This window comes from Mycobacterium sp., from assembly GCF_046330795.1.
Classification (GTDB): domain Bacteria; phylum Actinomycetota; class Actinomycetes; order Mycobacteriales; family Mycobacteriaceae; genus Mycobacterium.
Window position 1 is genome coordinate 174124 of the sequence record NZ_JAXLSA010000003.1, and the last position, 20873, is coordinate 194996.

The window sequence follows — 20873 nt, forward strand, 5'->3', positions numbered from 1 at the left end:
GCTCGGTGACATCCGGTCCGCAGAACATGGGCCCATGGACGCCATTCCCTTCTCGGGCAGTCAGGCCCTCGCGCGCGGTGCCGTCACCCGCAATCAGCTGCGCACGCGGTATCGCGCGGTGTTCCGCGACGTGTACGTCGACAGGAACGTGCAGCTGACCGCAGCGACCAGGGCCCGTGCGGCCTGGTTGTCGACGGGTGCGATCCTGGCCGGCCATTCCGCGGCCGCCGTGCTCGGCACGAAATGGCTCGACGCGGCAGCGCCCGCAGAGATCGTGCGCCGTGACCGCCATGGTCAGCCGGGGATGGTCGTGCACAGTTACCGGCTGGCCGACGACGAGGTCCGCATCGTCCGGGGAATGCGCGTGACCACGGCCGCCCGTACCGCATTCGACATCGGGTGCGGACTGCCGGTGGCGCGGGCGCTGCCGATCCTCGACGCATTGCTCAATGCAACCCGGATCGAGCCCGCGCACGTGCGCGCGGTGGCGGATCGATACCCCGGGGCACGCGGCATCCGGCGGCTGCGCGCTGCGCTGGAGGTGGCAGACGGCGGCGCCGAATCACCGATGGACACCCGGGTGCGGATGCTGTTGGTGGCTGCGCGCCTGCCCAGACCCGAGACGCAGATCGAGGTGTGGGGCCTGTGCGCCCGATGCATCCGCCTCGATATGGGCTGGCGTGCATGGCGGGTCGCCGTCGAGTACGACGGTGTTCAACATTGGGATGATCCGGCGCAACGAGCGTGGGACATCGAGCGGCTCGCACTCCTGGAAGCCGCCGGCTGGGTGGTGATCCGGATCAGCGCCGCAATGCTGCGGCGTCCTGCGGTGATCGTCGACCGCGTCCGCGCCAAGCTCGCCGAACGTGGGGCCTTTGGACCTTCCGAATTCGATTTGCGTACGCAGGGCCCACACTCGGCGTGATGCAGGCGCCTCAGTCGGGTGTCCGCGCCAGCAGGCGCTTCAAGCTCGACGACTACAACTCCAGCGCCTCGAGATCGTCGTCGCCGAGTCGGTTCGCGGCATCGCTACCGCATGACGCAGAATCGACGACATGCAGATGGCTGGCTATTCAGCGCCAACGATGGACCTGCGTGCGGTGCCCGGGCTCCAGGAGGCGGTGGACTGGACGATGGCCACCACGGTGACCACGGCACGCCGGGTCATCGCGCTGGCGTCGCTGATCGACCGGGCCGGGTCGACGCTCGACGACATCGCCGAGCTGCGGCGGTCGGCCGAGATCATCGCGGAGACCCTGTCCGATCTGGGCACCAGCGCGGCGGGCATCGACCGCAACGCCGGCAAGATCGGCGAGGAGATCTCGGGTCTCAGCGACGCGGCCCAGGGCATCGACACGCATGCACAGAAGCTCGTCACCGGGATCGACGAACTAGTGGCGATCCTGCCGACGCTGCAGCGGCTGACCGAGATCGTCGACCCGCTGGACAACACGGTGGTCCGGCTCGGCCGATTCGTGGATCGGCTGCCTGGGGCTGGCCGCCGCGCGGTTCGACCGGCCAGGGACTGACGTCCGGTCAGGCCTTGAAGACGACGCAGTCGTGCAGGCAGCCGGACTCGGCGGCCGGCGAGCCGGGCGCGGCCCGGCGGTGCAGCAGCGCCTTGATCGGCACCACCCGCAGATGGTCACCCGCCTCGGCGCGGCCGTCGACCATCAGCGCGTAGCCACCCGGTTCATGTGGCGGCCACAGCAGGCTGACGACGTCATGTGCGCCGATGTTGTCGGTGCTGTGGGATCCGATCTCGCCGACGTGAAAGACGTTGTCCCGCAGAACCGTATCGACCATCACCGTATGCGGTCGGCCTTCCGCGCCGACGGTGATCAGATAGGCCACGTCGAAGTCGGCCAGCGCCTCGGCCAGTCGCGCGAAGTCAACGGAACTCATTTCCAGTCCCGGAAGGCCGACAGTAGACGATTGCGGAAGACGGGATCGAGCTGGTCGTCGGAGATCTGATTCAGGGTGCCGATGGTGGTCCGCAATTGCTGCAGATAGTTCTCGCACCCGTCGCATTCCAGCAGGTGCATGTCGAACCGGGCCCGCGTCTCGAGGTCCAGTGCCTGGTCCAGATACGCGGTCACCAGTTCGACGAGCTCGTTGCAGTCCATCGGCTCGGGACCCGTTGCCGTCATGACGGTCCCTCCTTCAGATAGTCCTCGAGTGCCTGCCGGATCGCCGAACGACCGCGATGCAATAACACCCGTTGGTTCGCGACGCTGATCCCGAGCACCGCGACCACCTCCGCCGACTCGAATCCGAGGATATCTCGCATCGTCACGACGGCCCGCTGTCGTTCGGGCTGCTTGTCCAGCTCGCGCTGGGCCAGGGCCACCAATTCGGCGCCGAGCAGCGACCCCTCGGGGCTGTCGGGGAACGGCGCCGGCGTCCGGTCGGCCTTCCAATGTCCGGGCCATTCGTCGCCGTCCGGCCGGAACCGGTCCGGGTCCACGGAAGGGCCGTCGAACGCCAGCAGCTCGACGGAGGCGGTGCGCTGTTCGCGGACGCCCCGGGATTTCGCGATGTTGATCAGCACGGTGAACAGCCAGGTTCGCAGCGACGAGCGCCCCTCGAAGCCGCCGATGCCCTTCAGTAGCGCGATCCAGGTGTCCTGCACCACTTCTTCGGCGCTCTCGGTGCTGCGGACGTATCCGCGGGCGACCCTGAGCATCGACGGGCCGTAGCGGTCGATCAGCTCACCGAAGACGGACTCGTCACCCGCTCTGAGCGAAGCGATGAGCCCGGCATCCGGATCTGGCATCGCCGGCATGGTCCGATGATGTCATGCAGCCGGCTGGGAGATCGTCCGTCACGCATCGGTGATCAGTTGTCCGCCATGTTCATCACCACGACGCAACCCTCGATGGTGGCCCCGGTCAGGGGCATCCCGGAGGCCTGCGCCCGCGCCATGCACTCGTGGAAGCGGTCGGCGCGACGATCCGCCGCGTTGCCGCCGTCCAGCGCGAGGGTGCCGTGGACGGTGATGAGGCTGCCGGTCGGCAGGTGGCCCTGCGACGGATCGGCGGACGCCGGGGTGGCCAGGCCCAGTGCGGTAATCCCCACGGCGGCCGCGGCCCCCAGGGTCGTGACGAGTCCCCTCATGAGCATTCCCTCCAGTGTCCGGTCCGGCGGCCATCCGCCGAACGCTTACTGAGCGGGAGTGCAGGGCAGGTGACGAAGCGTTACACGCAATCAGCCGACCGGTGCCGGCTGGCGTCCGCGGATCAGCCGGCCGGGGCGCGCCGCGGTGGGCACCCCGTTCTCGGCGATCACCTCACCGGCGACGACGGTCGCCACGTAGCCGTCGGCGGTCTGGTCCAGACGCCGGCCGCCCGCGGGCAGGTCGCTGACCACCACGGGCCGGTGCAGTCGCAGCGCGTCGGCGTCGATCACGTTCAGGTCCGCCTTGTAGCCGACCGCGATCCGGCCGCGGTCGGCCAGTCCCGCGATGCGAGCGGGTACCGAGGTCAACTCGCGGATCACCTCGGGCAGGCCGAGCCGTCCCGACGCGCGGTCGCGCACCCAGTGGGTCAGCAGGTAGGTCGGGAACGACGCGTCGCAGATCATCCCGTAGTGCGCACCGCCGTCGCCCAGGCCCAGCACCACGTCGTCGCGCTGGATCAGTTCGGCCACGGTGTCCAGGGAACCGTCGCGGAAGTTGGCCAGGGTGACCAGCAGCATGGCGTGCCCGTCGTCGTCGAGCAGGCGGTCGTATGCCTCTTCGAGCGGGGAAACGCCGTGTGCGGCCGCCCGGGCCTCGATCGAATCCTGCGGTGACGGTTCGTAGTTCGGCGGATCGCCGAGTGGATACATGTAGCGGAAGGCCTGTGCGGCGAACATCAGCGGATGCCCGTCGGCGGCGGGGGTGTCGTTCAGGATCCGTTGGCGCACTTCGGGTTTGCGCATCTCGGCGACGCGCTCGGCCAGTGGCAGGTCGGCGATCGCCCGGTAGCTCGGATACATCACGAACGGGTTGCCCGACAGGTCCAGGCCCAGCACCAGGCCGATGGGCCGCGGGAAGATCTGCCCCGTGACGTCGCCCCCGTTCGCGTTCGCCTTCTCGACCATGGCGAGCGCGTCGAGGTGGATCGGCGGCCCGGCGTTGCCGATCGCCAGGGTGAACGTGACCGGCAGACCGACGTCGGTGGCGACGTCGAACACCGCGGCCAGCGCGCCCTCGTAGTCGCCGGCCATCAGATCTGGGACGAACTGGAGCAGTCCGCCGCCCGCGTCGTCCACGCCGCGAGCGATCGCCTCGATCTCGGAGTATGCCGCTTCGTAGCTCGGGATCGGTTGTCCGCCAGCCGTTTTGTGCAGGGTCAGCCTGGACGAGGCAAAGCCCAGGGCGCCCGCCCGCACGGCTTCGGCGGCCAGCTTGCGCATCAGCGCCAGGTCCTCGCCGGTGGCCGGCTCCCGGTTGACCCCCCGCTCGCCCATCACATAGACCCGCAGCGGCGAGTGCGGCAGGAACGCCGCCACGTCAATGTCGCGGCGACCGCGGTCGACGGCGTCCAGGAACTCCGGGAAGGTCTCCCACTGCCACGGCAGGCCGTCGACCATCACCACGCCGGGAATGTCCTCGACCCCGGCCATCACGTCGACCAGCACGTCGTGATCCTCCGGCCGGCAGGGGGCGAACCCGACACCGCAGTTGCCCATCACCGCCGTCGTCACACCGTGCGCCGACGACGGCGTCATGCGTTCGCTCCAGATCGCCTGACCGTCGTAGTGCGTGTGCAGGTCCACGAAGCCCGGCGTGACGAGCAAACCGGTCGCGTCGATCTCGCGGTCGCCCGCACCGTCGACGTCACCCACCGCGGCGATGACGCCGTCGCGCACCGCGACGTCACCGACGTAGGGTGGGCCGCCCAGGCCGTCGACGATGGTGCCGTTACGGATGATGAGCTCGTACGTCATATCCCGAATGTACGGTGGCGGCATGATCGACCATTTCGGAATCAACTGTTCGGATTGGGAGAAGTCCAAGGACTTCTACGACAAGGTGCTCGGCGTTCTGGACGCCACCCGGCAGCTGGATATGGGTCAGGCCATCGGTTACGGCACCGACCACCCCAGTTTCTGGATCGCCGACGCCTCCGCCGGGGAGGCCCAGGGGCCGAACCGGGAGGTCCACATCGCCTTTGCGGCCAAGAGTCCGGAGGCGGTGCAGGCGTTCTTCCGCACCGCCCTGGCGCTGGGCGCCGAACCGCTGCACGAGCCGCGGCTGTGGCCGGAGTACCACGACCACTACTACGGTGCCTTCGTCCGGGATCCGGACGGCAACAACGTCGAGGCGGTCTTTCACGGCGGAGGCCCGCATGACTGATGCCGAGGCCGTGCAGGAACTGCTGCGCGACGCGTTCACCCGGCTCATCGAGCACGTGGAGGCTGTCACCGACGATCTGTCCGAGCCGGATGCGACCTTCCGGCCCACGCCGCAGGCCAACAGCATCGCCTGGCTGGTCTGGCACAGCGCCCGGGTGCAGGACGCGCAGGTGGCCGACATCGCCGGCGTCGACCAGGTGTGGACGTCCGAGGGCTGGGTCGATCGGTTCGGCCTGGACCTGCCGCGGGATGACACCGGTTACGGGCACTCCGCGCAGGACGTCGCGAAGGTCCGTGCTTCGGCTCAACTGCTGGCCGGCTACTACCGGGCCGTGCACGCGATGACGCTCGACTACGTGGTCACCGTCGATTCGGACACCCTCGGCCGGATTGTCGACACCCGCTGGGATCCACCCGTCACGGCCAGTGTGCGGCTGGTCAGCGTCATCGACGATTGTGCGCAGCATCTGGGGCAGGCGGCCTACGTCAAGGGCATCCTCGGCTGACTGCTGTTCACCCGTTGGTTACCGCCGAGTACCGCGATGGCGGTAGTTTCGGGACGTGCTGACGCCATCTTCTGTGCCCACCACTACCTATACCGTCCGCGACGATGACGACGACGACCCGGTGCTGCTGCTGCAGCCGGGTGACCGCGAAGTCGACACGTGGCGGGAGAACTACCCGTACGACGAGCGGATGAAGCGCGACCTGTACGAGGACGAGAAGCGGCAACTGCAGATCGAACTCCTCAAGCTGCAGAAGTGGAGCCAGGCCAACGGTCGCCGGCACGTCATCCTGTTCGAGGGCCGGGACGCCGCCGGCAAGGGGGGCACCATCAAGCGGTTCATGGAACACCTCAATCCGCGCGGCGCCCGCGTCGTCGCGCTGGAGAAGCCCACCGAGCGGGAGACCACGCAGTGGTACTTCCAGCGCTACGTCGAGCACTTCCCGGCCGCCGGCGAGATCGTGATGTTCGACCGCTCCTGGTACAACCGCGCTGGGGTCGAACGGGTGATGAGTTTCTGCAGTCCCCGGCAGTACGACGAGTTCATTGCGCAGGTGCCGCTCTTCGAGCAGATGCTGGTCAACGACGGCATCAGCCTGATCAAGTTCTGGTTCTCGGTGTCGCAGTCCGAGCAGCGCACCCGGTTCACCATCCGCATGGTCGACCCGGTGCGGCAGTGGAAGCTCTCGCCGACGGACCTGGCGTCGCTGGACAAGTGGGGCGACTACACCTACGCCAAGGAAGACATGTTCGCCAAGACGGACACCGACGTCGCGCCGTGGATCGTGGTGAAGAGCAACGACAAGAAGCGCGCCCGCCTCAACGCCATGCGCTACGTGTTGAGTAAGTTCGACTACGACAACAAGAACTTCGACATCGTCGGGCAGCCCGATCCGCTGATCGTGGGCCGCGCGCTCTCCGACTGACAAGGAGCCCGCGTGCGGTTCGTGCTGGCGGCGCTGATGTGGCTGCTCACCACGGCCGCGCTGGCGTTGGCCCTGCCGGTGATGTGGTTGCAGCACAACATCGTCGATGCCGACGGCTACGCCGCGTTGGCGCAGCGGGCCGCGTCCGACCCCGCACTGCAGCAGGCCGTCGCAGGTGAATTGACCAGCCAGATAGGGAACCTCGCGTCCGCTGATGTTTCGACGGCGGTGGTGGGTGCGCTGGCGTCGAGCTATACCGGCGGGTCGTCATTCCCGGGACAGTTCGCGCAGGCGAACCGCCTCGCGCACCGGTGGATGTTCACCAACTCCGTGCAGTCCCAGCTGGATTCGCAGGGCCGCTGGGTGGTGGACCTGGCGCCGATGCTGGCGGACAGTTCGTTCCAACAGACGCTGAACAGTTATCGCATCCAGGTTCCGCAGACGCTGCCGGTGCCGCTCACGGAGAATGTGCCGGCGGCGGTGCGCCCCGGCCAATTGCAGCGCGTGGCCACCTGGGGTCCGTGGGTCAGCGCCGGCCTAGCCGGTCTGGCCGGATTGGGTGCGCTGCTGACCGTCGTGGCAGCGCGCAAGCGTGGCAAAGCAATTGCCGCACTGGGTGTTTCGCTGCTGCTGGTGGGCGCGGTGGGTTGGGTCGGTCTGGAGATCGGCAGCAGCTACCTCGACGGCGCGCTGGGGTCCGTCTCCGGGAATCCGCGCCAGATCGCCGAATCCATGGTGCAGCAGTCTATTTCGAGCATGCACCAGTGGCTGAACCTGGGGCTGGCCGGCGGCGGGGCCCTGGTGGTCCTGGGTGTCGTCGTCGCGCTGCTCGGCGGCATCGGGCACCGTTCGGTGCGCGAGCCCCGCCTGACGCCGTAGCGGCGAGCGTGCACCCTTATGCAAATCAGGTGTCTGCAATTGCATACTGGTGCACGCTCGCGCCGTCAGGTAGCTCCGATGGTGCGCCAGAGGAACTCGTACGTCAACGCCGTCTTGAACGCCGTCTGCGCGTTGTCCGCCGCGCCGGCGTGCCCGCCCTCGATGTTCTCGTAGTACCGCACCCGGTGCCCGGCGGCCTCGAGCGCCGCGGTCATCTTACGGGCGTGGCCGGGATGCACGCGGTCATCGCGCGTCGACGTCGTCATCAGCAACGCCGGGTAATCGGCTGTGGCCGAGATGTTCTGGTACGGCGAGAATGCCTCCATGAACGCCCAGTCGGCGGGGTTGTCCGGGTCGCCGTACTCGGCCACCCAGGATGCGCCGGCCAGCAGTAGGTGGAATCGCTTCATGTCCAGCAGTGGCACGCTGCACACCAGCGCGCCGAACAGCTCCGGGTAGCGGGTCAGCATGACACCCATCAACAGGCCACCGTTGCTGCCGCCCTGCGCGCCCAGTTGCGGCACGGTGGTGATGCCACGGTCGACGAGATCCGTTGCCACCGCAGCGAAATCCTCGTAAACCAGATGCCGGTTCTCGCGCATGGCCTGGGTGTGCCAGCGCGGGCCGTATTCGCCGCCGCCGCGGATGTTGGCCAGCACGTAGGTGCCGCCGCGGGCCAGCCACAGCCGGCCCAGCACGCCGGCATAGCCGGGCAGGTTGGAATTCTCGAAGCCGCCGTAACCGCCCAGCAGGGTCGGGCCGGGACCAGAACGATCGCGATGCCCGACAACGAAATACGGGATCCGGGTGCCGTCGGCCGAGGCCACGAAGTGTTGGGACACCGCCAGGTCGGTGGCGTCGAAGAACGACGGTGCGCTCTTGACCTCGACCAGCGACTCACCCGCGTGGCCCCACAGCAGCCGCGACGGGACGGTGAATCCACTGCAGTCCACGAAGATCTCGTCGCCGTACTCGTCCACGTCGACGATCACGGTGTTGGTGTTCGGCGGGATGCCGGCCACCGGTTCGCGATGCCAGCTGCCGGGGGTGGTGATCTCCAGCCGGCTGGCGACGTCGGCCAGGGTCAGCAGGATGAGCCGGTCGCGGGTCCAGGAGAACGACTCCAGGCTGGTGTGCGCGTCGGGCTCGAATACTACGGTCAGTTCGGCTGTACCGGTGAGGAATTCGTCGTATTTCGCGGCCAGGAGCGAGCCTGCTGGATGCAATGTGGACCCGACCTGCCAGTCGGTGCGCGGGCGGATCAGCAGCCATTCCCGGTGCGCCGAGATGCTGGCGTCGGTCGGTACCTCGACGAGGACCGGCTGCTCGCCGCGCAGTTCGTAGTATTCCCGGTTGAAGAAGTCGGTCGACCGCGAGATGAACAGCCGCTCGTAGCCGGGGGTCGGGTCGTAGCCGGCTCCCACACTGACGTCCGACGCCGAGCCCTCGAACAACGTCGCCGCCTCGGCCAGGGCCTGCCCACGGCGCCAGCGCTTCACGATGCGGGGATAGCCCGAATCGGTCAGCGAGCCGGGCCCGAAGTCGGTGCCGACCAGCACCGAATCCGCGCCCTCCCAGGTGATCGACGTCTTGGCTTCCGGCAGGTTGAACCCGTCTTCAACGAATTTCCTTGTCCGAAGATCGAATTCGCGTACCACGGTGGCGTCGGCACCGCCGCGCGACAGGCTGATCAATGCCAGCGTAAGGTCCGGTTCGATGACGTCGGCGCCGGCCCACACCCAGTTTTCGCCGTCGACCGCGGCCAGAGCGTCTATATCGATCAGCACGTCCCACTCGGGTTCGTCCGTGCGGTAGCTGTCCAGCGTGGTGCGCCGCCACAGCCCGCGCGGATTGGCGCCGTCGCGCCAGAAGTTGTACAGGTGGTCGCCCCGGCGGCGCACGTAGGGGATGCGGCTGTCGGTGTCGAGAATCTCGAGCGCCTCGGCACGCATGTGCTCGAACGTGTCGTCGCACAACTCGGCGACGGTCGGTGCGTTGTGGTCCCGCACCCAGTCCAGGGCGGCGTCTCCGGTGACATCCTCGAGCCACAGGAAGGGGTCGGTGCTGCTCGGTTCGGGCATGCCGCCAATCTTGCCCGCGGCGTAGGGTGGCCGGCATGGTGGCCCCTGCCCGGGTGTTGATCACGCGCAGTGCCGCCGACCTGTTGGCGACGCTGCAGGGTCGGCACGGCCCGCTGATGTTCCATCAGTCCGGCGGCTGCTGCGACGGGTCGTCGCCGATGTGCTATCCGGTCGGCGACTTCATCGTGGGGGACCGGGACGTGCTGCTGGGGCTGCTCGACGTGGTGGGCGACCGCCAGCCCGACGGCGTGCCGGTGTGGATCTCCGGGCCCCAGTTCGATGCCTGGAAGCACACCCAGCTGGTGATCGACCTGGTGCCGGGTCGCGGCGGCGGATTCAGCCTCGAAGCACCCGAGGGCGTGCGGTTCCTGTCCCGCGGACGCGCCTTCACCGATGACGAGAATTGCCAGCTCAGCGCCGCCACCCCGGTCACCGGATCGGGCTATGAGCAGGGGCAACGGCCGGCCGGTCCGCGCGGCTCCGTGGTCGCCGAAGCAGCCGATGCGTGCACGTTGCCGGTGGGGCGCGCCGCGCAGGTCCACGGCTAACCGCAGGTCACGCGGTAGCGTTTTCTTCGTGGTTCCCCTACCGCGGGCGAGATGGCTGACCGGCGCACTGCTGCTGGGTGTGGCGGCCGGGGTCATCGCGGCGGTGCTGGCGACGCTGCTCGTCACCGTCTCGGTCCGGCCCGACGTCGCGATCGGTCTGGTCCTCGTGGTGCCGACGGCCCTGGGTGCGGCGTTGCTGATGGTGTCGGGTAGCCGGACCGTGACGGCCATGGGCGCGTTCTGTCTGGCGTTCGCTCCCGGCTGGTTCATCGTGCTGGTCCTCACGCAGGTGGTGAGCGGTGGCTGACAGCGTTGACGTAGTAGAGACCGGCGCTGTGGATACCGGCTCCATGCCGATGACCGAACCGCACCACGCACCCATCTTCGACACCGGCCCGCATCCCGAACCGCTGAACTTCGGGGGCGACGCGGTTGACTACACCCCGCCGGTGGAGGTCAACCCCTACGCGCGCGCCAGCCGGGAGCCGGTGCACATCGACCTCAGTGGGGCGATCTCGTCGGAGCCCGTCGTGGTGCCCGCAGCGCCCGTCGCGGTACCGGGCCAGTTCGCCTTCATCAAGCGCTGGAAGCTGGCGCTGGTACTGGCCGGCGTGTGGCTGGTCGGAGCGCTCGCCGGCGCTGGCATGTACTTCTGGTGGTTCCACGCGATGGACAAGACGTGGGTGGAATTCGCGGCCCTGGTGTTCGTGATCGTGTGTGTGGTGGCCGCGCTACTGGTCGCGATGGTCGACAACCGGCCCACCCTGTCCGCGGTCGCCCTGGCGGTGATGTCGACGCCGTGCGCGGCGGCCTGCGGTGCGGGCCTACTCTACGGGCTGTACGCGTACCGCCTGATCACCGCCACTCAGTAAGTCCTGCGAGAGTTTGTCGCAGACGGCGCTACTGGATGCGAGGCGCTTGGTCGCACCACTAGGCTGGGGAGCCGTGACTCACTATGACGTCGTCGTGCTCGGTGCCGGCCCCGGCGGATACGTGGCGGCGATCCGGGCGGCCCAGCTCGGACTGAACACCGCCATCGTGGAACCCAAGTACTGGGGCGGGGTGTGCCTCAACGTCGGATGTATCCCGTCCAAGGCGCTGCTGCGCAACGCCGAACTGGCCCACATCTTCACCAAGGAGGCCAAGACTTTCGGCATCAGCGGTGAGGTCACCTTCGATTTCGGCGCGGCGTTCGACCGCAGCCGCAAGGTCGCCGACGGCCGGGTGGCCGGCGTGCACTTCCTGATGAAGAAGAACAAGATCACCGAACTGGGCGGCTACGGGAAGTTCACCGGACCCAGCTCGTTGACCGTCGAACTCAATGACGGCGGCACCGAGCAGGTGGAGTTCGACAACGCGATCATCGCGACCGGATCCTCGACCCGGCTGGTGCCCGGCACCTCGCTGAGCGAGAACGTCGTCACCTACGAGAAGCAGATCCTGACCCGGGAGCTGCCGGGGTCCATCATCATCGCCGGCGCCGGTGCGATCGGCATGGAGTTCGCCTACGTCCTGAAGAACTACGGCGTCGACGTCACTATCGTCGAGTTCCTGCCGCGTGCGTTGCCCAACGAGGACGCCGAGGTCTCCAAGGAGATCGAGAAGCAGTACAAGAAGCTCGGTGTGAAGATCCTGACCGGCACCAAGGTCGAGTCCATCACGGACTCGGGCTCCGCGGTGACGGTGGTCGTTTCCAAGGACGGCAAGACCGACGAACTGAAGGCCGACAAGGTGTTGCAGGCCATCGGTTTTGGGCCCAACGTCGAGGGCTTCGGCCTGGAGGCCGCCGGGGTTGCGCTGACCGACCGCAAGGCCATCGCCATCGACGACAACATGCGCACCAACGTGCCGCACATCTACGCCATCGGCGATGTCACCGGCAAGTTGCAGCTCGCCCACGTGGCCGAGGCGCAGGGCGTCGTTGCCGCCGAGACCATCGCCGGTGCCGAGACCATGACGCTGGGCGACTACCGGATGATGCCGCGCGCCACGTTCTGTCAGCCGCAGGTGGCCAGCTTCGGGCTCACTGAAGAGCAGGCCAAGGCCGAAGGCTACGACGTTGTCGTCGCCAAGTTCCCGTTCACCGCCAACGGGAAGGCGCACGGGCTGGCCGACCCGACCGGCTTCGTCAAGTTGATCGCCGACAAGAAGCACCTCGAGCTGATCGGCGGGCACCTGATCGGGCCCGACGTGTCCGAGCTGCTGCCCGAGCTGACGCTGGCGCAGAAGTGGGACCTGACCGCCACCGAATGCGCGCGCAACGTGCACACCCACCCGACGCTGTCGGAGGCACTGCAGGAGTGCTTCCACGGCCTGGCCGGTCACATGATCAACTTCTGATGTTCGCGCGCGCTGCACTCCCGGCCCTGTTGCTGACCGCGGCGGGTGTGGTCGGCGCCGGTCCCGCCGCAGCGGCGCCGGAAGCCCCTGACCTGTCCGGGTATTCAGCGGCAGCACCGGATCAGTACGTCGACGGCGGCGAGGTCTACTTCCAGACTCCGGACGGGCTGTTGTGCGGAATCCGGCCGGCGCAGGGCATGGCCGGCTGTGACGGTCCGTTGCCGCGAGGATCGAGCGGGGCCAATCAGGTTGTGCTGTCGGCCGACCAGGTGCGCCGGGGTCTGCACAACACGGCCAGCCCGTTGTTCGTGAAGTCGACCGGGGCCGCCGCCGCGGTGTTGCCGGTGGGCCACAAGATCGTGTTCGACGATTTCGCCTGCGCGGTGGGCGACGCAAAGGTGTTCTGCACCAAGGGCACCCCGGTGGCCCAGTGGATGGCGATCACCCCCGACGGCGCCAGTGTGGGTCCGCCGACGCCCGGGCTGCCGGCCGGCTTTCCCGATCCCAACGATTTCGTCGTCGGCGACGAGAGCTACATCGTCGGCACCGGAGCGAAGAACCTGTTCCCGGTGTTCACCGTCGGTTCTGGGCTGACGTGCAAGATGGCGATGTTCAGCGGTGGTGTGATCGGTTGTGACACAACGCCTCCGGCGGCGCTGCCCGGTGTCGACGGTTCGGACGATGAGGTGTTCGCACAGCTGCCGGGGCCCGTCGGCACCCGCCGGGCCGGGACTCCACGCCTGGCCAACCCCGACTACCCGGGGGTCGTCAAGGAGCTACCCATCGGGCACCGGATCGATTCCTACGGCGCCACCTGCATGGCCACCGACGACGGCGTCGCGTGCTTCGGGGCCGCCGGTGGTGCGCCGCAGGGGTTTCAGGTGAGTGCTTCGGAGACAACTACTTTCGGTGGTAGCTGACGGCCGGGAGTGGCTAGTCCGGGAAGTCCAGGGGAACCCTCAGCGTGTTCAGTGTCGCCGCCACCATGTCGTAATGCCCTGCCAGGAAACAGAACTCGATCAGCTGATGGTTGTTCAGATGCTCCGAGAGCTGTGACCACGTGTCGTCGGAAACGGTGCGATCCGTGATGAATTCGTCGGTCGCCCGGATCAGCGCACGCTGACGGTCGGTCAGCCCTTCGGCATCGGGCCCTTCGAAAATCCTTGCCTGGGTCTGGTTGTCGAGTCCCCGGCTGCGCGCCAGTCGGCGATGCTGCTGCAACTCATACTCGGATTGGCGCAGATGGCCCACCCGCAGGATCACCAATTCGGTGTCCCGCTTGGGCAATCGGCCCCAGTACAGCAGCGAACCTGCGAAGGGCAGATAGGTCCACATCGTGGACCGGCTGCGAGCCAGGGCGTTGAACAGATGGAACTCGGGTGCCCGGATGCCGCGCGCACCGACCGCGCAGATGACCGCGTTGATCAACCCGACGTCGCGGACGCCGCGGGTGACCGGAATCCGAGCCGGTTCGGCCGAACTCATGCCGGCCGCACCAGATACGGCGACACCGTGCTGCGGTGCTCGTCGATGTCCAGCGCGCGACCCAGTGCCGGGAAGGCGCGCTGCGGGCAGTTGTCGCGTTCGCACACCCGGCAGCCAGCGCCGATCGGGGTGGCGACGAGGTCGGCGGTCAGGTCCAATCCCTCCGAGTAGACGAGCCGGTGTGCATGACGCAGTTCGCAACCCAAGCCGATGGCAAAGGTCTTTCCCGGCTGACCATACCGGTAGGCGCGGCGCTCGACGGTGCGCGCCACCCACAGATAGTTGCGCCCGTCGGGCATCTGCGCGACCTGGACGCTGATCTTGCCCGGATTGGCGAACGTCTCGTAGACATTCCACAACGGACAGGTGCCTCCCGACGACGAGAAGTGAAAGCCGGTGGCGGACTGACGTTTTGACATGTTCCCGGCTCGATCGACGCGAACGAACGAGAACGGCACACCGCGCATCGACGGTCGTTGCAGCGTCGAGAGCCGGTGACAGATGGTCTCGTAGCTGACCGAGTAGAGGGCCGACAGGCGTTCGACGTCGTAGCGGAATTCCTCGGCGACGGCGTGAAATTGCCGGTAGGGCAAGACCGTTGCGGCCGCGAAGTAATTCGCCAGGCCGCGTCTGGCCAGCGTTCGGGACTCGGGGCTGGTGAATGTGCCGTCGTCGACCATCGCGTCGATCAGATCGCCGAACTCGAGGTAGGCCAATTCAGTGGCCAGCCGGAACACCTGCTGTCCGCCCGAGAGCTGATTCCCGATCTGCAGTGTCCTGGTCTGCGGGTCGTAGCGGTGCAGCACGCTGTCGCCGAGGTCGACCTGCCGCACGATGCGCACACCGTGCACCTGGTTGAGTCGCTGGGACAGATCGCGGGCGAGATCGCCTCGGTGCATACCCATCCGCACCGTGAGGTCCTCGGCGGCGGTGTCGAGTTCGTCGAGGTAGTTCTGGCGGTCGTAGAAATAGTCGCGCACCTCTTCGTGCGGCATGGCGATCACTGCGCTGCCGCTGCTGTCAGTGAACCGGCCCTCGGCGACCGCCGTCAGCTGCGCGGTGGTGATCCGGTAGCGCCGATGCAGGTTGACCATCGCCCGGGCGACCGCCGGGTGCGCACCGACCACCTCGGCGATCTCGGCCGGATCCAGGTCGATGTCGAGGTCGCGGTCCAGGCTGACCTCGCGCAGCTCGGCGACCAGGCGGGTGTCGTCCTGGGAGGCGAAGAAGGTCGCGTCGACGCCGAACACCTCGGTGATCCGCAGCAGCACCGCCACCGTCAATGGCCGGACGTCGTGCTCGATCTGGTTGAGGTAGCTGGGGGAGATCTGCAGCGTCTGTGCCAGCGCGGCCTGGCTGAGGCCGCGCTCGTTGCGGAGCTGACGCACGCGTGAGCCGACGAACGTCTTGGACATTCGACCAGGTTACTCGGCTGCTAATTGGCCTTCGCACACTTCGCAGCCGGCGCGGGCGCAGCCAGCGGTTCGTCGACGAAAACGCACGCTCGGCCCGCGCGCAACCGTTTGGCATGATGACCGGGATGGCTATCGAGGATGTGGCGAACGCCCCGGCGACGGGCTTGGCGAAGACGCTGATGCCGGTTCCCGACCCGCACCCCGACGTCTTCGACACGCAGTGGCCGCTGCGGGTCGCCGACATCGACCGCGTCGGACGACTGAAGTTCGACGCCGCGTGCCGGCACATCCAGGACGTCGGCACCGATCAGCTGCGCCAGATGGGCTACGAGGAAACCCACCCGCTGTGGATCGTGCGGCGCACGATGATCGACCTGATCAGGCCCATTGAGTTCCAGGACATGCTACGGATGCGCCGCTGGTGTTCGGGCACGTCGAACCGGTGGTGCGAGATGCGCGTGCGCATCGATGGAAAGCGCGGCCAGGGTCTGATGGAGTCCGAGGCGTTCTGGATCAACATCAACCGCGAGACCCAGGGCCCGGCGCGCATCTCCGATGACTTCCTGGAGGGTCTGCAACGCACGACGGTCGTCGACCGGCTGCGATGGAAGGCGTACCTGAAACCCGGTGCCCGCGAGGACGCCAACCAGATCCGTGACTATCCGGTGCGGGTCTCCGACATCGACCTGTTCGACCACATGAACAACTCGGTCTACTGGAGCGTGATCGAGGACTACCTGCACGCTCACCCCGACCTGCTCGCCGGACCGCTGCGGGTCACCATCGAGCACGATGCCGCCGTGGCGCTCGGGGACAAGCTGGAGATCCTGGAGCACGTGCATCCGGCGGGTTCGACGGACATGTTCGGTCCCGAACTGGTGGATCGCGCTGTTACAACGCTCACATACGCGGTCGGCGACGAGACCAAAGCGATCGCCGCGATCTTCCCGCTCTAACAGTACGTTTGTCCGATGTTTTTCGGTGCTGACCTGCGGCGTTCATGTTACCGACGGGTAGCAGCTGAAGCGGTCAAGTTCGGCAGAACTTTGCAAGATTTGCAAGTTCACACGATCTCGTAGCTGAAATTGGCAATCAATATGGCTTGAACTGCGCATATTCCCGGTGGCATCCTTGCTCCAGCACGCCACTGAAGTTGCCTCGGCATTAACAAACCGGCGATCTGAACTCGCCGAGAGGAGCACGCAATGTCCACGGTCGGAACACCGAAGTCCCCCGAGCAGATCCAGCACGACTGGGATCACAACCCCCGCTGGAAGGGCATCACCCGCACTTACACGCCGCAGGACGTCGTCGCCCTGCAGGGCCACGTCGTCGAGGAGAGCACGCTGGCTCGCCGCGGCTCCGAGGTGCTGTGGGAGCAGCTCCACGAGATGGACTACGTCAACTCGCTGGGTGCGCTGACCGGCAACCAGGCGGTCCAGCAGGTCCGCGCCGGCCTCAAGGCCATCTACCTGTCGGGTTGGCAGGTTGCCGGTGACGCCAACCTGTCCGGCCACACCTACCCCGACCAGAGCCTCTACCCGGCCAACTCGGTCCCGCAGGTCATCCGTCGCATCAACAACGCGCTGCTGCGCGCCGACCAGATCGCCAAGGTCGAGGGTGACCGTTCGGTCGAGAACTGGCTGGCCCCGATCGTGGCCGACGGCGAAGCCGGCTTCGGTGGCGCGCTGAACGTCTACGAGCTGCAGAAGGCCATGATCGCCGCCGGTGTCGCCGGTTCGCACTGGGAGGACCAGCTCGCGTCGGAGAAGAAGTGCGGCCACCTCGGTGGCAAGGTGCTGATCCCGACCCAGCAGCACATCCGCACCCTGACCTCGGCCCGCCTGGCTGCCGACGTGGCCGACGTGCCCACCGTCGTCATCGCCCGGACCGACGCCGAGGCCGCCACGCTGATCACCTCCGACGTCGACGACCGCGACAAGCCGTTCGTCACCGGCGAGCGCACCGCCGAGGGCTTCTACCACGTGAAGAACGGCCTCGAGCCCTGCATCGCCCGTGCCAAGGCCTACGCGCCGTACTCGGATCTGATCTGGATGGAGACCGGCACCCCGGACCTCGAGCTGGCCAAGAAGTTCGCCGAAGGCGTCAAGAGCGAGTTCCCGGACCAGATGCTGGCCTACAACTGCTCACCGTCGTTCAACTGGAAGCAGCACCTGGACGACGCGACGATCGCGAAATTCCAGAACGAGCTCGGCGCGATGGGCTTCAAGTTCCAGTTCATCACGCTGGCCGGCTTCCACGCCCTCAACTACTCGATGTTCGATCTGGCCCACGGCTACGCCCGCAACCAGATGAGCGCCTACGTCGAGCTGCAGGAGCGCGAGTTCGCCGCCGAGGAGCGTGGTTACACCGCGACCAAGCACCAGCGCGAGGTCGGCGCCGGCTACTTCGACCGGATCGCCACCACGGTCGATCCGACCAGCTCCACCACGGCGCTGGCCGGCTCCACCGAAGAGGGCCAGTTCCACTAGCAGTCTCCGCTCGAGAATTGGGTTTCTGACAGCCCGTCCTGGTAGAACGCGTCAGAAACCCAATTCTCGGCGCTGAAAGATCAACCCGTAGGCCCCGCCCCGAACGAGGGGCGGGGCCTTCGCTGTGTTAGGGAGTACCCATGAGCAAGATCGAACGTGTGGGCGTCGTGGGCGGCGGACAGATGGGCGGCGGGATCGCCGAGGTGAGCGCCAAGGCCGGCGTTGACGTCATCGTCTACGAGCCCACCGAGGAATTCGCGGCCGGTAGCAAGAAGCGGATCACCGCCTCCCTGGACAAGGCCGTGGAGAAGGGCAAGCTGGCCGCCGAGGACCGCGACGCGGCGCTGGGCCGGCTGACATTCACCACCGCCCTGACGGACCTCGCCGACCGGCAACTGGTCATCGAGGCGATCGTCGAGGACGAGAGCGTCAAGGCCAAGCTGTTCGCCGAGCTCGACGCGATCATCACCGATCCCGGCGCGGTGCTGGCCTCCAACACCTCGAGCATTCCGATCATGAAGATCGCCGCCGCGACCAAGAACCCGCAGCGGGTGCTCGGCCTGCACTTCTTCAATCCCGTGCCGGTGCTGCCGCTCGTCGAACTGGTCGCCACCCTGGTGACCGACGAGAAAGCCGTGGCCGCTGTCGCCGAATTCGCCGGCCAGACGCTGGGCAAGAAGGTCGTGCGCTGCACCGACCGGTCGGGGTTCATCGTCAACGCGCTCCTGGTGCCCTACCTGCTGTCGGCCATCCGGATGGCCGAGGCAGGGGTCGCCACCGTCGAGGACATCGACACCGCCGTGGTCGCCGGGCTCTCACATCCGATGGGGCCGCTACGCCTGTGCGACCTCATCGGCCTGGACACGATGAAACTGATCGCGGACTCGATGTTCGAGGAATACAAGGAGCCGCTGTACGCGCCGCCTCCGCTGTTGTCGCGCATGGTCGAGGCCGGCCAGCTGGGCAAAAAGTCCGGCCGGGGTTTCTACATTTATTGAGCCCACAGGGCTCGCGCGTATTGGCCAGAACGCTCAACCGTGGGCTAGCCTGGCTCGCGGTGGCGAAGACCCGATCGCCGCCACTGATCCACAGAGCAAGGGGTAGGAAGCCGCATGCCTGAAGTCGAGAACGAAATGAAGCCCTACTACGAGGAGTCCCAGGGCATCTACGACGTCTCCGACGAGTTCTTCGCGTTGTTCCTCGACCCGACCATGGGCTACACCTGCGCGTACTTCGAGCGTGACGACATGACCCTCGAGGAGGCACAGAACGCCAAGTTCGACCTGGCGCTGGGCAAGCTCAACCTCGAGCCCGGAATGACGCTGCTCGACGTGGGCTGCGGCTGGGGCGGTGCGCTGCGTCGCGCGGTCGAGAAGTTCGACGTCAACGTCATCGGCATCACGCTGAGCAAGAACCAGAGCGCCTACAGCCGCAAGATGCTCGCCGGCATCCCGACCAACCGGACCGTCGAGATCCGCATGCAGGGCTGGGAGGAGTTCGACGACAAGGTGGACCGCATCGTGTCCATCGGCGCGTTCGAGGCGTTCAAGGTCGAGCGGTATCCCGCGTTCTTCGCCAAGGCCTATAGCGTGCTGCCCGACGACGGCCGCATGTTGCTGCACACCATCCTGGCGCACAACCAGGCCTTCTTCCGCGACAACGGCATCAAGATCACCATCAGCGATCTGAAGTTCATGAAGTTCATCGAGCAGGAGATCTTCCCCGGCGGCCGTCTGCCGGCCGTGGAGGACATCGAAAAGCTGGCTGCCGACTCGGGTTTCACGCTCGAGCGCGTCCACCTGCTGCAGCCGCACTATGCGCGCACGCTCGACATGTGGGCCGAGAACCTGGAGAAGAACAAGGACGCGGCGCTGGCCATGCAGGGCCAGGAGGTCTACGACCGCTACATGCACTACCTGACCGGCTGCGCGGACTTCTTCCACCGCGGCGTCACCAACGTCGGTCAGTTCACGCTGCAGAAGTAGCTTGCGCTAGAGCGCGGCGACCTTCTTGCGCTCGGCCTCGAGGTCGAAATCGGCTGCGGGCCAAGACAGATCCATCGCGGTGAGCGCCTCGATGAGCAACTCGGTGACCGCCAGCCGGCTGTACCACTTCTTGTCGCACGGCACGACGTGCCACGGTGCGTAGTCCGTCGAGGTCTTGTCCAGCACCGCCTGATAGGCCTCCTTGTAGTCCGGCCACACGGCGCGTTCCTTCAGGTCGCCCGGGTTGTACTTCCAGTACTTGGTCGGGTCCTCGAGGCGCGCCGCCAGGCGCCGCTTCTGCTCGTCGAGTGACACGAACATCGCGACCTTCACGATCGTCATCCCGCCGTCGACGAGTTCCTTCTCGAACGCGTTGATCTCGTCGTAGCGCGCGCCCCAGACCTCCGGCGGGACCAGGTTGTGCACCCGGACCACCAGGACATCCTCGTAGTGCGAGCGGTCGAACACCCCAATATGTCCCGCGGCCGGCAACGCCTTGCGGATCCGCCACAGGTAGTGGTGCTCGAGTTCCTCCGCGGTGGGCACCCCGAAGCCGTGGTAGTCGATGCCCATCGGGCTGCCGGCGGCGACGACGTGGTTGACGATCCCGCCCTTGCCCGCGGTGTCCATGCCCTGCAGCACCAGCAGGATGGAGCGCTTGTCGTCGGCGCGGCCGTTGGCGTAGAGCTTCTCCTGCAGATCGGCGAACACCGCGTTGCGCTCCGCCTGGATCCTGGGCGCGTCGGCCTTGTCGCCCTTGAATCCCGGACTGGAGTCGGTGTCGATGTCGGAGACCTTGCTCCCGGGCTCGAACTTCAGGACCCTGTCGGGTTCATGGGTCCACTGCGAGGGCAGGTCGTCGGCCATGACGGTGAGC

The 20873-nt window shown here is 67.0% G+C and carries 24 protein-coding genes; 15 read left to right on the top strand and 9 right to left on the bottom strand.

Annotation, left to right across the window (positions count from 1 at the left end):
* The first annotated feature begins 34 nt into the window (after positions 1 to 34).
* Both U0R18_RS12150 and U0R18_RS12155 read left to right on the top strand, forming a co-directional pair.
* The gene (locus tag U0R18_RS12150) at positions 35 to 925 is read left to right on the top strand and encodes an endonuclease domain-containing protein (RefSeq protein ID WP_526368611.1); all 891 of its coding nucleotides are present in this window, start codon (positions 35 to 37) and stop codon (positions 923 to 925) included.
* Positions 926 to 1055: 130 nt separating this feature from the next.
* On the top strand, positions 1056 to 1529 hold the full coding sequence (locus U0R18_RS12155) for a hypothetical protein (protein ID WP_526368613.1): 474 nt from the start codon (positions 1056 to 1058) through the stop codon (positions 1527 to 1529).
* 7 nt (positions 1530 to 1536) lie between these two features.
* Here the strand turns inward: U0R18_RS12155 and U0R18_RS12160 are convergent, their stop codons facing one another.
* From U0R18_RS12160 to U0R18_RS12180, 5 genes are all read right to left on the bottom strand, one after another.
* The gene (locus tag U0R18_RS12160) at positions 1537 to 1905 is read right to left on the bottom strand and encodes a pyridoxamine 5'-phosphate oxidase family protein (RefSeq protein WP_526368615.1); all 369 of its coding nucleotides are present in this window, start codon (positions 1903 to 1905) and stop codon (positions 1537 to 1539) included.
* Positions 1902 to 2150, bottom strand: a complete 249-nt coding sequence (locus U0R18_RS12165) for an anti-sigma factor family protein (RefSeq protein WP_526368617.1) — start codon at positions 2148 to 2150, stop codon at positions 1902 to 1904. Before U0R18_RS12165 ends, U0R18_RS12160 begins: the two co-directional genes overlap by 4 nt.
* Positions 2147 to 2785 carry an RNA polymerase sigma factor gene (locus U0R18_RS12170; RefSeq protein ID WP_526368619.1) on the bottom strand — a complete coding sequence of 213 codons (639 nt, stop codon included), beginning with the start codon at positions 2783 to 2785 and terminating at the stop codon, positions 2147 to 2149. The genes U0R18_RS12165 and U0R18_RS12170 overlap by 4 nt, the downstream gene beginning before the upstream one ends.
* 53 nt (positions 2786 to 2838) lie before the next feature.
* Complete coding sequence (locus tag U0R18_RS12175; RefSeq protein ID WP_526368621.1) at positions 2839 to 3117, bottom strand: hypothetical protein; 279 nt, start codon at positions 3115 to 3117, stop codon at positions 2839 to 2841.
* Positions 3118 to 3207: 90 nt separating this feature from the next.
* A complete protein-coding gene (locus U0R18_RS12180; RefSeq protein WP_526368623.1) occupies positions 3208 to 4932 on the bottom strand; it encodes an N-acyl-D-amino-acid deacylase family protein in 1725 nt (574 codons plus the stop codon).
* Between the two features lie 22 nt (positions 4933 to 4954).
* On the opposite strand from U0R18_RS12180, the gene U0R18_RS12185 reads away from it, so the two are divergent.
* The 4 genes from U0R18_RS12185 to U0R18_RS12200 are packed head-to-tail and all read left to right on the top strand — an operon-like array spanning position 4955 to position 7650.
* Positions 4955 to 5341: a VOC family protein gene (locus U0R18_RS12185; protein WP_526368625.1), complete on the top strand. Its 387-nt coding sequence runs from the start codon at positions 4955 to 4957 to the stop codon at positions 5339 to 5341.
* On the top strand, positions 5334 to 5846 hold the full coding sequence (locus tag U0R18_RS12190; RefSeq protein WP_526368627.1) for a mycothiol transferase: 513 nt from the start codon (positions 5334 to 5336) through the stop codon (positions 5844 to 5846). The genes U0R18_RS12185 and U0R18_RS12190 overlap by 8 nt, the downstream gene beginning before the upstream one ends.
* Positions 5847 to 5901: 55 nt before the next feature.
* Positions 5902 to 6771 (top strand): polyphosphate kinase 2, encoded by an 870-nt coding sequence (gene ppk2, locus U0R18_RS12195; RefSeq protein ID WP_526368629.1) that lies wholly within the window; start codon positions 5902 to 5904, stop codon positions 6769 to 6771.
* Between the two features lie 12 nt (positions 6772 to 6783).
* Positions 6784 to 7650 carry a hypothetical protein gene (locus U0R18_RS12200; protein WP_526368631.1) on the top strand — a complete coding sequence of 289 codons (867 nt, stop codon included), beginning with the start codon at positions 6784 to 6786 and terminating at the stop codon, positions 7648 to 7650.
* Between the two features lie 65 nt (positions 7651 to 7715).
* Here U0R18_RS12200 and U0R18_RS12205 read toward each other — a convergent pair whose 3' ends face one another.
* On the bottom strand, positions 7716 to 9731 hold the full coding sequence (locus U0R18_RS12205) for a prolyl oligopeptidase family serine peptidase (RefSeq protein ID WP_526368633.1): 2016 nt from the start codon (positions 9729 to 9731) through the stop codon (positions 7716 to 7718).
* A 35-nt stretch (positions 9732 to 9766) separates the two neighbouring features.
* On the opposite strand from U0R18_RS12205, the gene U0R18_RS12210 reads away from it, so the two are divergent.
* From U0R18_RS12210 to U0R18_RS12230, 5 genes are all read left to right on the top strand, one after another.
* Entirely contained in the window at positions 9767 to 10279 is a 513-nt protein-coding gene (locus U0R18_RS12210; RefSeq protein ID WP_526368635.1) for a DUF779 domain-containing protein, read from the top strand.
* A 28-nt stretch (positions 10280 to 10307) separates the two neighbouring features.
* Entirely contained in the window at positions 10308 to 10586 is a 279-nt protein-coding gene (locus U0R18_RS12215) for a putative holin (RefSeq protein ID WP_526368637.1), read from the top strand.
* Between the two features lie 49 nt (positions 10587 to 10635).
* The gene (locus tag U0R18_RS12220; protein ID WP_526368639.1) at positions 10636 to 11151 is read left to right on the top strand and encodes a hypothetical protein; all 516 of its coding nucleotides are present in this window, start codon (positions 10636 to 10638) and stop codon (positions 11149 to 11151) included.
* Between the two features lie 73 nt (positions 11152 to 11224).
* The gene (gene lpdA / locus U0R18_RS12225) at positions 11225 to 12619 is read left to right on the top strand and encodes a dihydrolipoyl dehydrogenase (RefSeq protein ID WP_526368641.1); all 1395 of its coding nucleotides are present in this window, start codon (positions 11225 to 11227) and stop codon (positions 12617 to 12619) included.
* Positions 12619 to 13539, top strand: a complete 921-nt coding sequence (locus U0R18_RS12230) for a hypothetical protein (protein ID WP_526368643.1) — start codon at positions 12619 to 12621, stop codon at positions 13537 to 13539. Before lpdA ends, U0R18_RS12230 begins: the two co-directional genes overlap by 1 nt.
* A gap of 13 nt (positions 13540 to 13552) precedes the next feature.
* Here the strand turns inward: U0R18_RS12230 and U0R18_RS12235 are convergent, their stop codons facing one another.
* Positions 13553 to 14104, bottom strand: a complete 552-nt coding sequence (locus U0R18_RS12235; protein WP_526368645.1) for a carboxymuconolactone decarboxylase family protein — start codon at positions 14102 to 14104, stop codon at positions 13553 to 13555.
* Positions 14101 to 15519: an acetate metabolism transcriptional regulator RamB gene (gene ramB, locus U0R18_RS12240; RefSeq protein WP_526368647.1), complete on the bottom strand. Its 1419-nt coding sequence runs from the start codon at positions 15517 to 15519 to the stop codon at positions 14101 to 14103. Before ramB ends, U0R18_RS12235 begins: the two co-directional genes overlap by 4 nt.
* 125 nt (positions 15520 to 15644) lie before the next feature.
* Between ramB and U0R18_RS12245 the strand changes: the two genes are divergently transcribed.
* The 4 genes from U0R18_RS12245 to U0R18_RS12260 all read left to right on the top strand — a co-directional run bounded on the left by U0R18_RS12245 (position 15645) and on the right by U0R18_RS12260 (position 19996).
* Entirely contained in the window at positions 15645 to 16475 is an 831-nt protein-coding gene (locus U0R18_RS12245) for an acyl-[acyl-carrier-protein] thioesterase (RefSeq protein WP_526368649.1), read from the top strand.
* A 249-nt stretch (positions 16476 to 16724) separates the two neighbouring features.
* Positions 16725 to 18011, top strand: a complete 1287-nt coding sequence (gene aceA, locus U0R18_RS12250; RefSeq protein WP_526368651.1) for an isocitrate lyase — start codon at positions 16725 to 16727, stop codon at positions 18009 to 18011.
* A gap of 140 nt (positions 18012 to 18151) precedes the next feature.
* Complete coding sequence (locus U0R18_RS12255; RefSeq protein WP_526368653.1) at positions 18152 to 19009, top strand: 3-hydroxyacyl-CoA dehydrogenase family protein; 858 nt, start codon at positions 18152 to 18154, stop codon at positions 19007 to 19009.
* Positions 19010 to 19123: 114 nt separating this feature from the next.
* Positions 19124 to 19996, top strand: a complete 873-nt coding sequence (locus U0R18_RS12260; RefSeq protein WP_526368655.1) for a cyclopropane mycolic acid synthase family methyltransferase — start codon at positions 19124 to 19126, stop codon at positions 19994 to 19996.
* A 6-nt stretch (positions 19997 to 20002) separates the two neighbouring features.
* Here U0R18_RS12260 and U0R18_RS12265 read toward each other — a convergent pair whose 3' ends face one another.
* Complete coding sequence (locus U0R18_RS12265) at positions 20003 to 20863, bottom strand: polyphosphate kinase 2 family protein (RefSeq protein WP_526368657.1); 861 nt, start codon at positions 20861 to 20863, stop codon at positions 20003 to 20005.
* Positions 20864 to 20873 lie beyond the last annotated feature (10 nt).

Excerpts from the sequence above, each read along its gene's own strand:
- U0R18_RS12150 (WP_526368611.1), top strand. The coding sequence starts at position 35 with ATGGACGCCATTCCCTTCTCGGGCAGTCAGGCCCTCGCGCGCGGTGCC.
- U0R18_RS12155 (WP_526368613.1), top strand. The coding sequence starts at position 1,056 with ATGCAGATGGCTGGCTATTCAGCGCCAACGATGGACCTGCGTGCGGTG.
- U0R18_RS12160 (WP_526368615.1), bottom strand. The coding sequence starts at position 1,905 with ATGAGTTCCGTTGACTTCGCGCGACTGGCCGAGGCGCTGGCCGACTTC.
- U0R18_RS12165 (WP_526368617.1), bottom strand. The coding sequence starts at position 2,150 with ATGACGGCAACGGGTCCCGAGCCGATGGACTGCAACGAGCTCGTCGAA.
- U0R18_RS12170 (WP_526368619.1), bottom strand. The coding sequence starts at position 2,785 with ATGCCGGCGATGCCAGATCCGGATGCCGGGCTCATCGCTTCGCTCAGA.
- U0R18_RS12175 (WP_526368621.1), bottom strand. The coding sequence starts at position 3,117 with ATGAGGGGACTCGTCACGACCCTGGGGGCCGCGGCCGCCGTGGGGATT.
- U0R18_RS12180 (WP_526368623.1), bottom strand. The coding sequence starts at position 4,932 with ATGACGTACGAGCTCATCATCCGTAACGGCACCATCGTCGACGGCCTG.
- U0R18_RS12185 (WP_526368625.1), top strand. The coding sequence starts at position 4,955 with ATGATCGACCATTTCGGAATCAACTGTTCGGATTGGGAGAAGTCCAAG.
- U0R18_RS12190 (WP_526368627.1), top strand. The coding sequence starts at position 5,334 with ATGACTGATGCCGAGGCCGTGCAGGAACTGCTGCGCGACGCGTTCACC.
- U0R18_RS12205 (WP_526368633.1), bottom strand. The coding sequence starts at position 9,731 with ATGCCCGAACCGAGCAGCACCGACCCCTTCCTGTGGCTCGAGGATGTC.
- U0R18_RS12210 (WP_526368635.1), top strand. The coding sequence starts at position 9,767 with ATGGTGGCCCCTGCCCGGGTGTTGATCACGCGCAGTGCCGCCGACCTG.
- U0R18_RS12220 (WP_526368639.1), top strand. The coding sequence starts at position 10,636 with ATGACCGAACCGCACCACGCACCCATCTTCGACACCGGCCCGCATCCC.
- U0R18_RS12230 (WP_526368643.1), top strand. The coding sequence starts at position 12,619 with ATGTTCGCGCGCGCTGCACTCCCGGCCCTGTTGCTGACCGCGGCGGGT.
- U0R18_RS12235 (WP_526368645.1), bottom strand. The coding sequence starts at position 14,104 with ATGAGTTCGGCCGAACCGGCTCGGATTCCGGTCACCCGCGGCGTCCGC.
- ramB (WP_526368647.1), bottom strand. The coding sequence starts at position 15,519 with ATGTCCAAGACGTTCGTCGGCTCACGCGTGCGTCAGCTCCGCAACGAG.
- U0R18_RS12245 (WP_526368649.1), top strand. The coding sequence starts at position 15,645 with ATGGCTATCGAGGATGTGGCGAACGCCCCGGCGACGGGCTTGGCGAAG.
- aceA (WP_526368651.1), top strand. The coding sequence starts at position 16,725 with ATGTCCACGGTCGGAACACCGAAGTCCCCCGAGCAGATCCAGCACGAC.
- U0R18_RS12255 (WP_526368653.1), top strand. The coding sequence starts at position 18,152 with ATGAGCAAGATCGAACGTGTGGGCGTCGTGGGCGGCGGACAGATGGGC.
- U0R18_RS12260 (WP_526368655.1), top strand. The coding sequence starts at position 19,124 with ATGCCTGAAGTCGAGAACGAAATGAAGCCCTACTACGAGGAGTCCCAG.
- U0R18_RS12265 (WP_526368657.1), bottom strand. The coding sequence starts at position 20,863 with ATGGCCGACGACCTGCCCTCGCAGTGGACCCATGAACCCGACAGGGTC.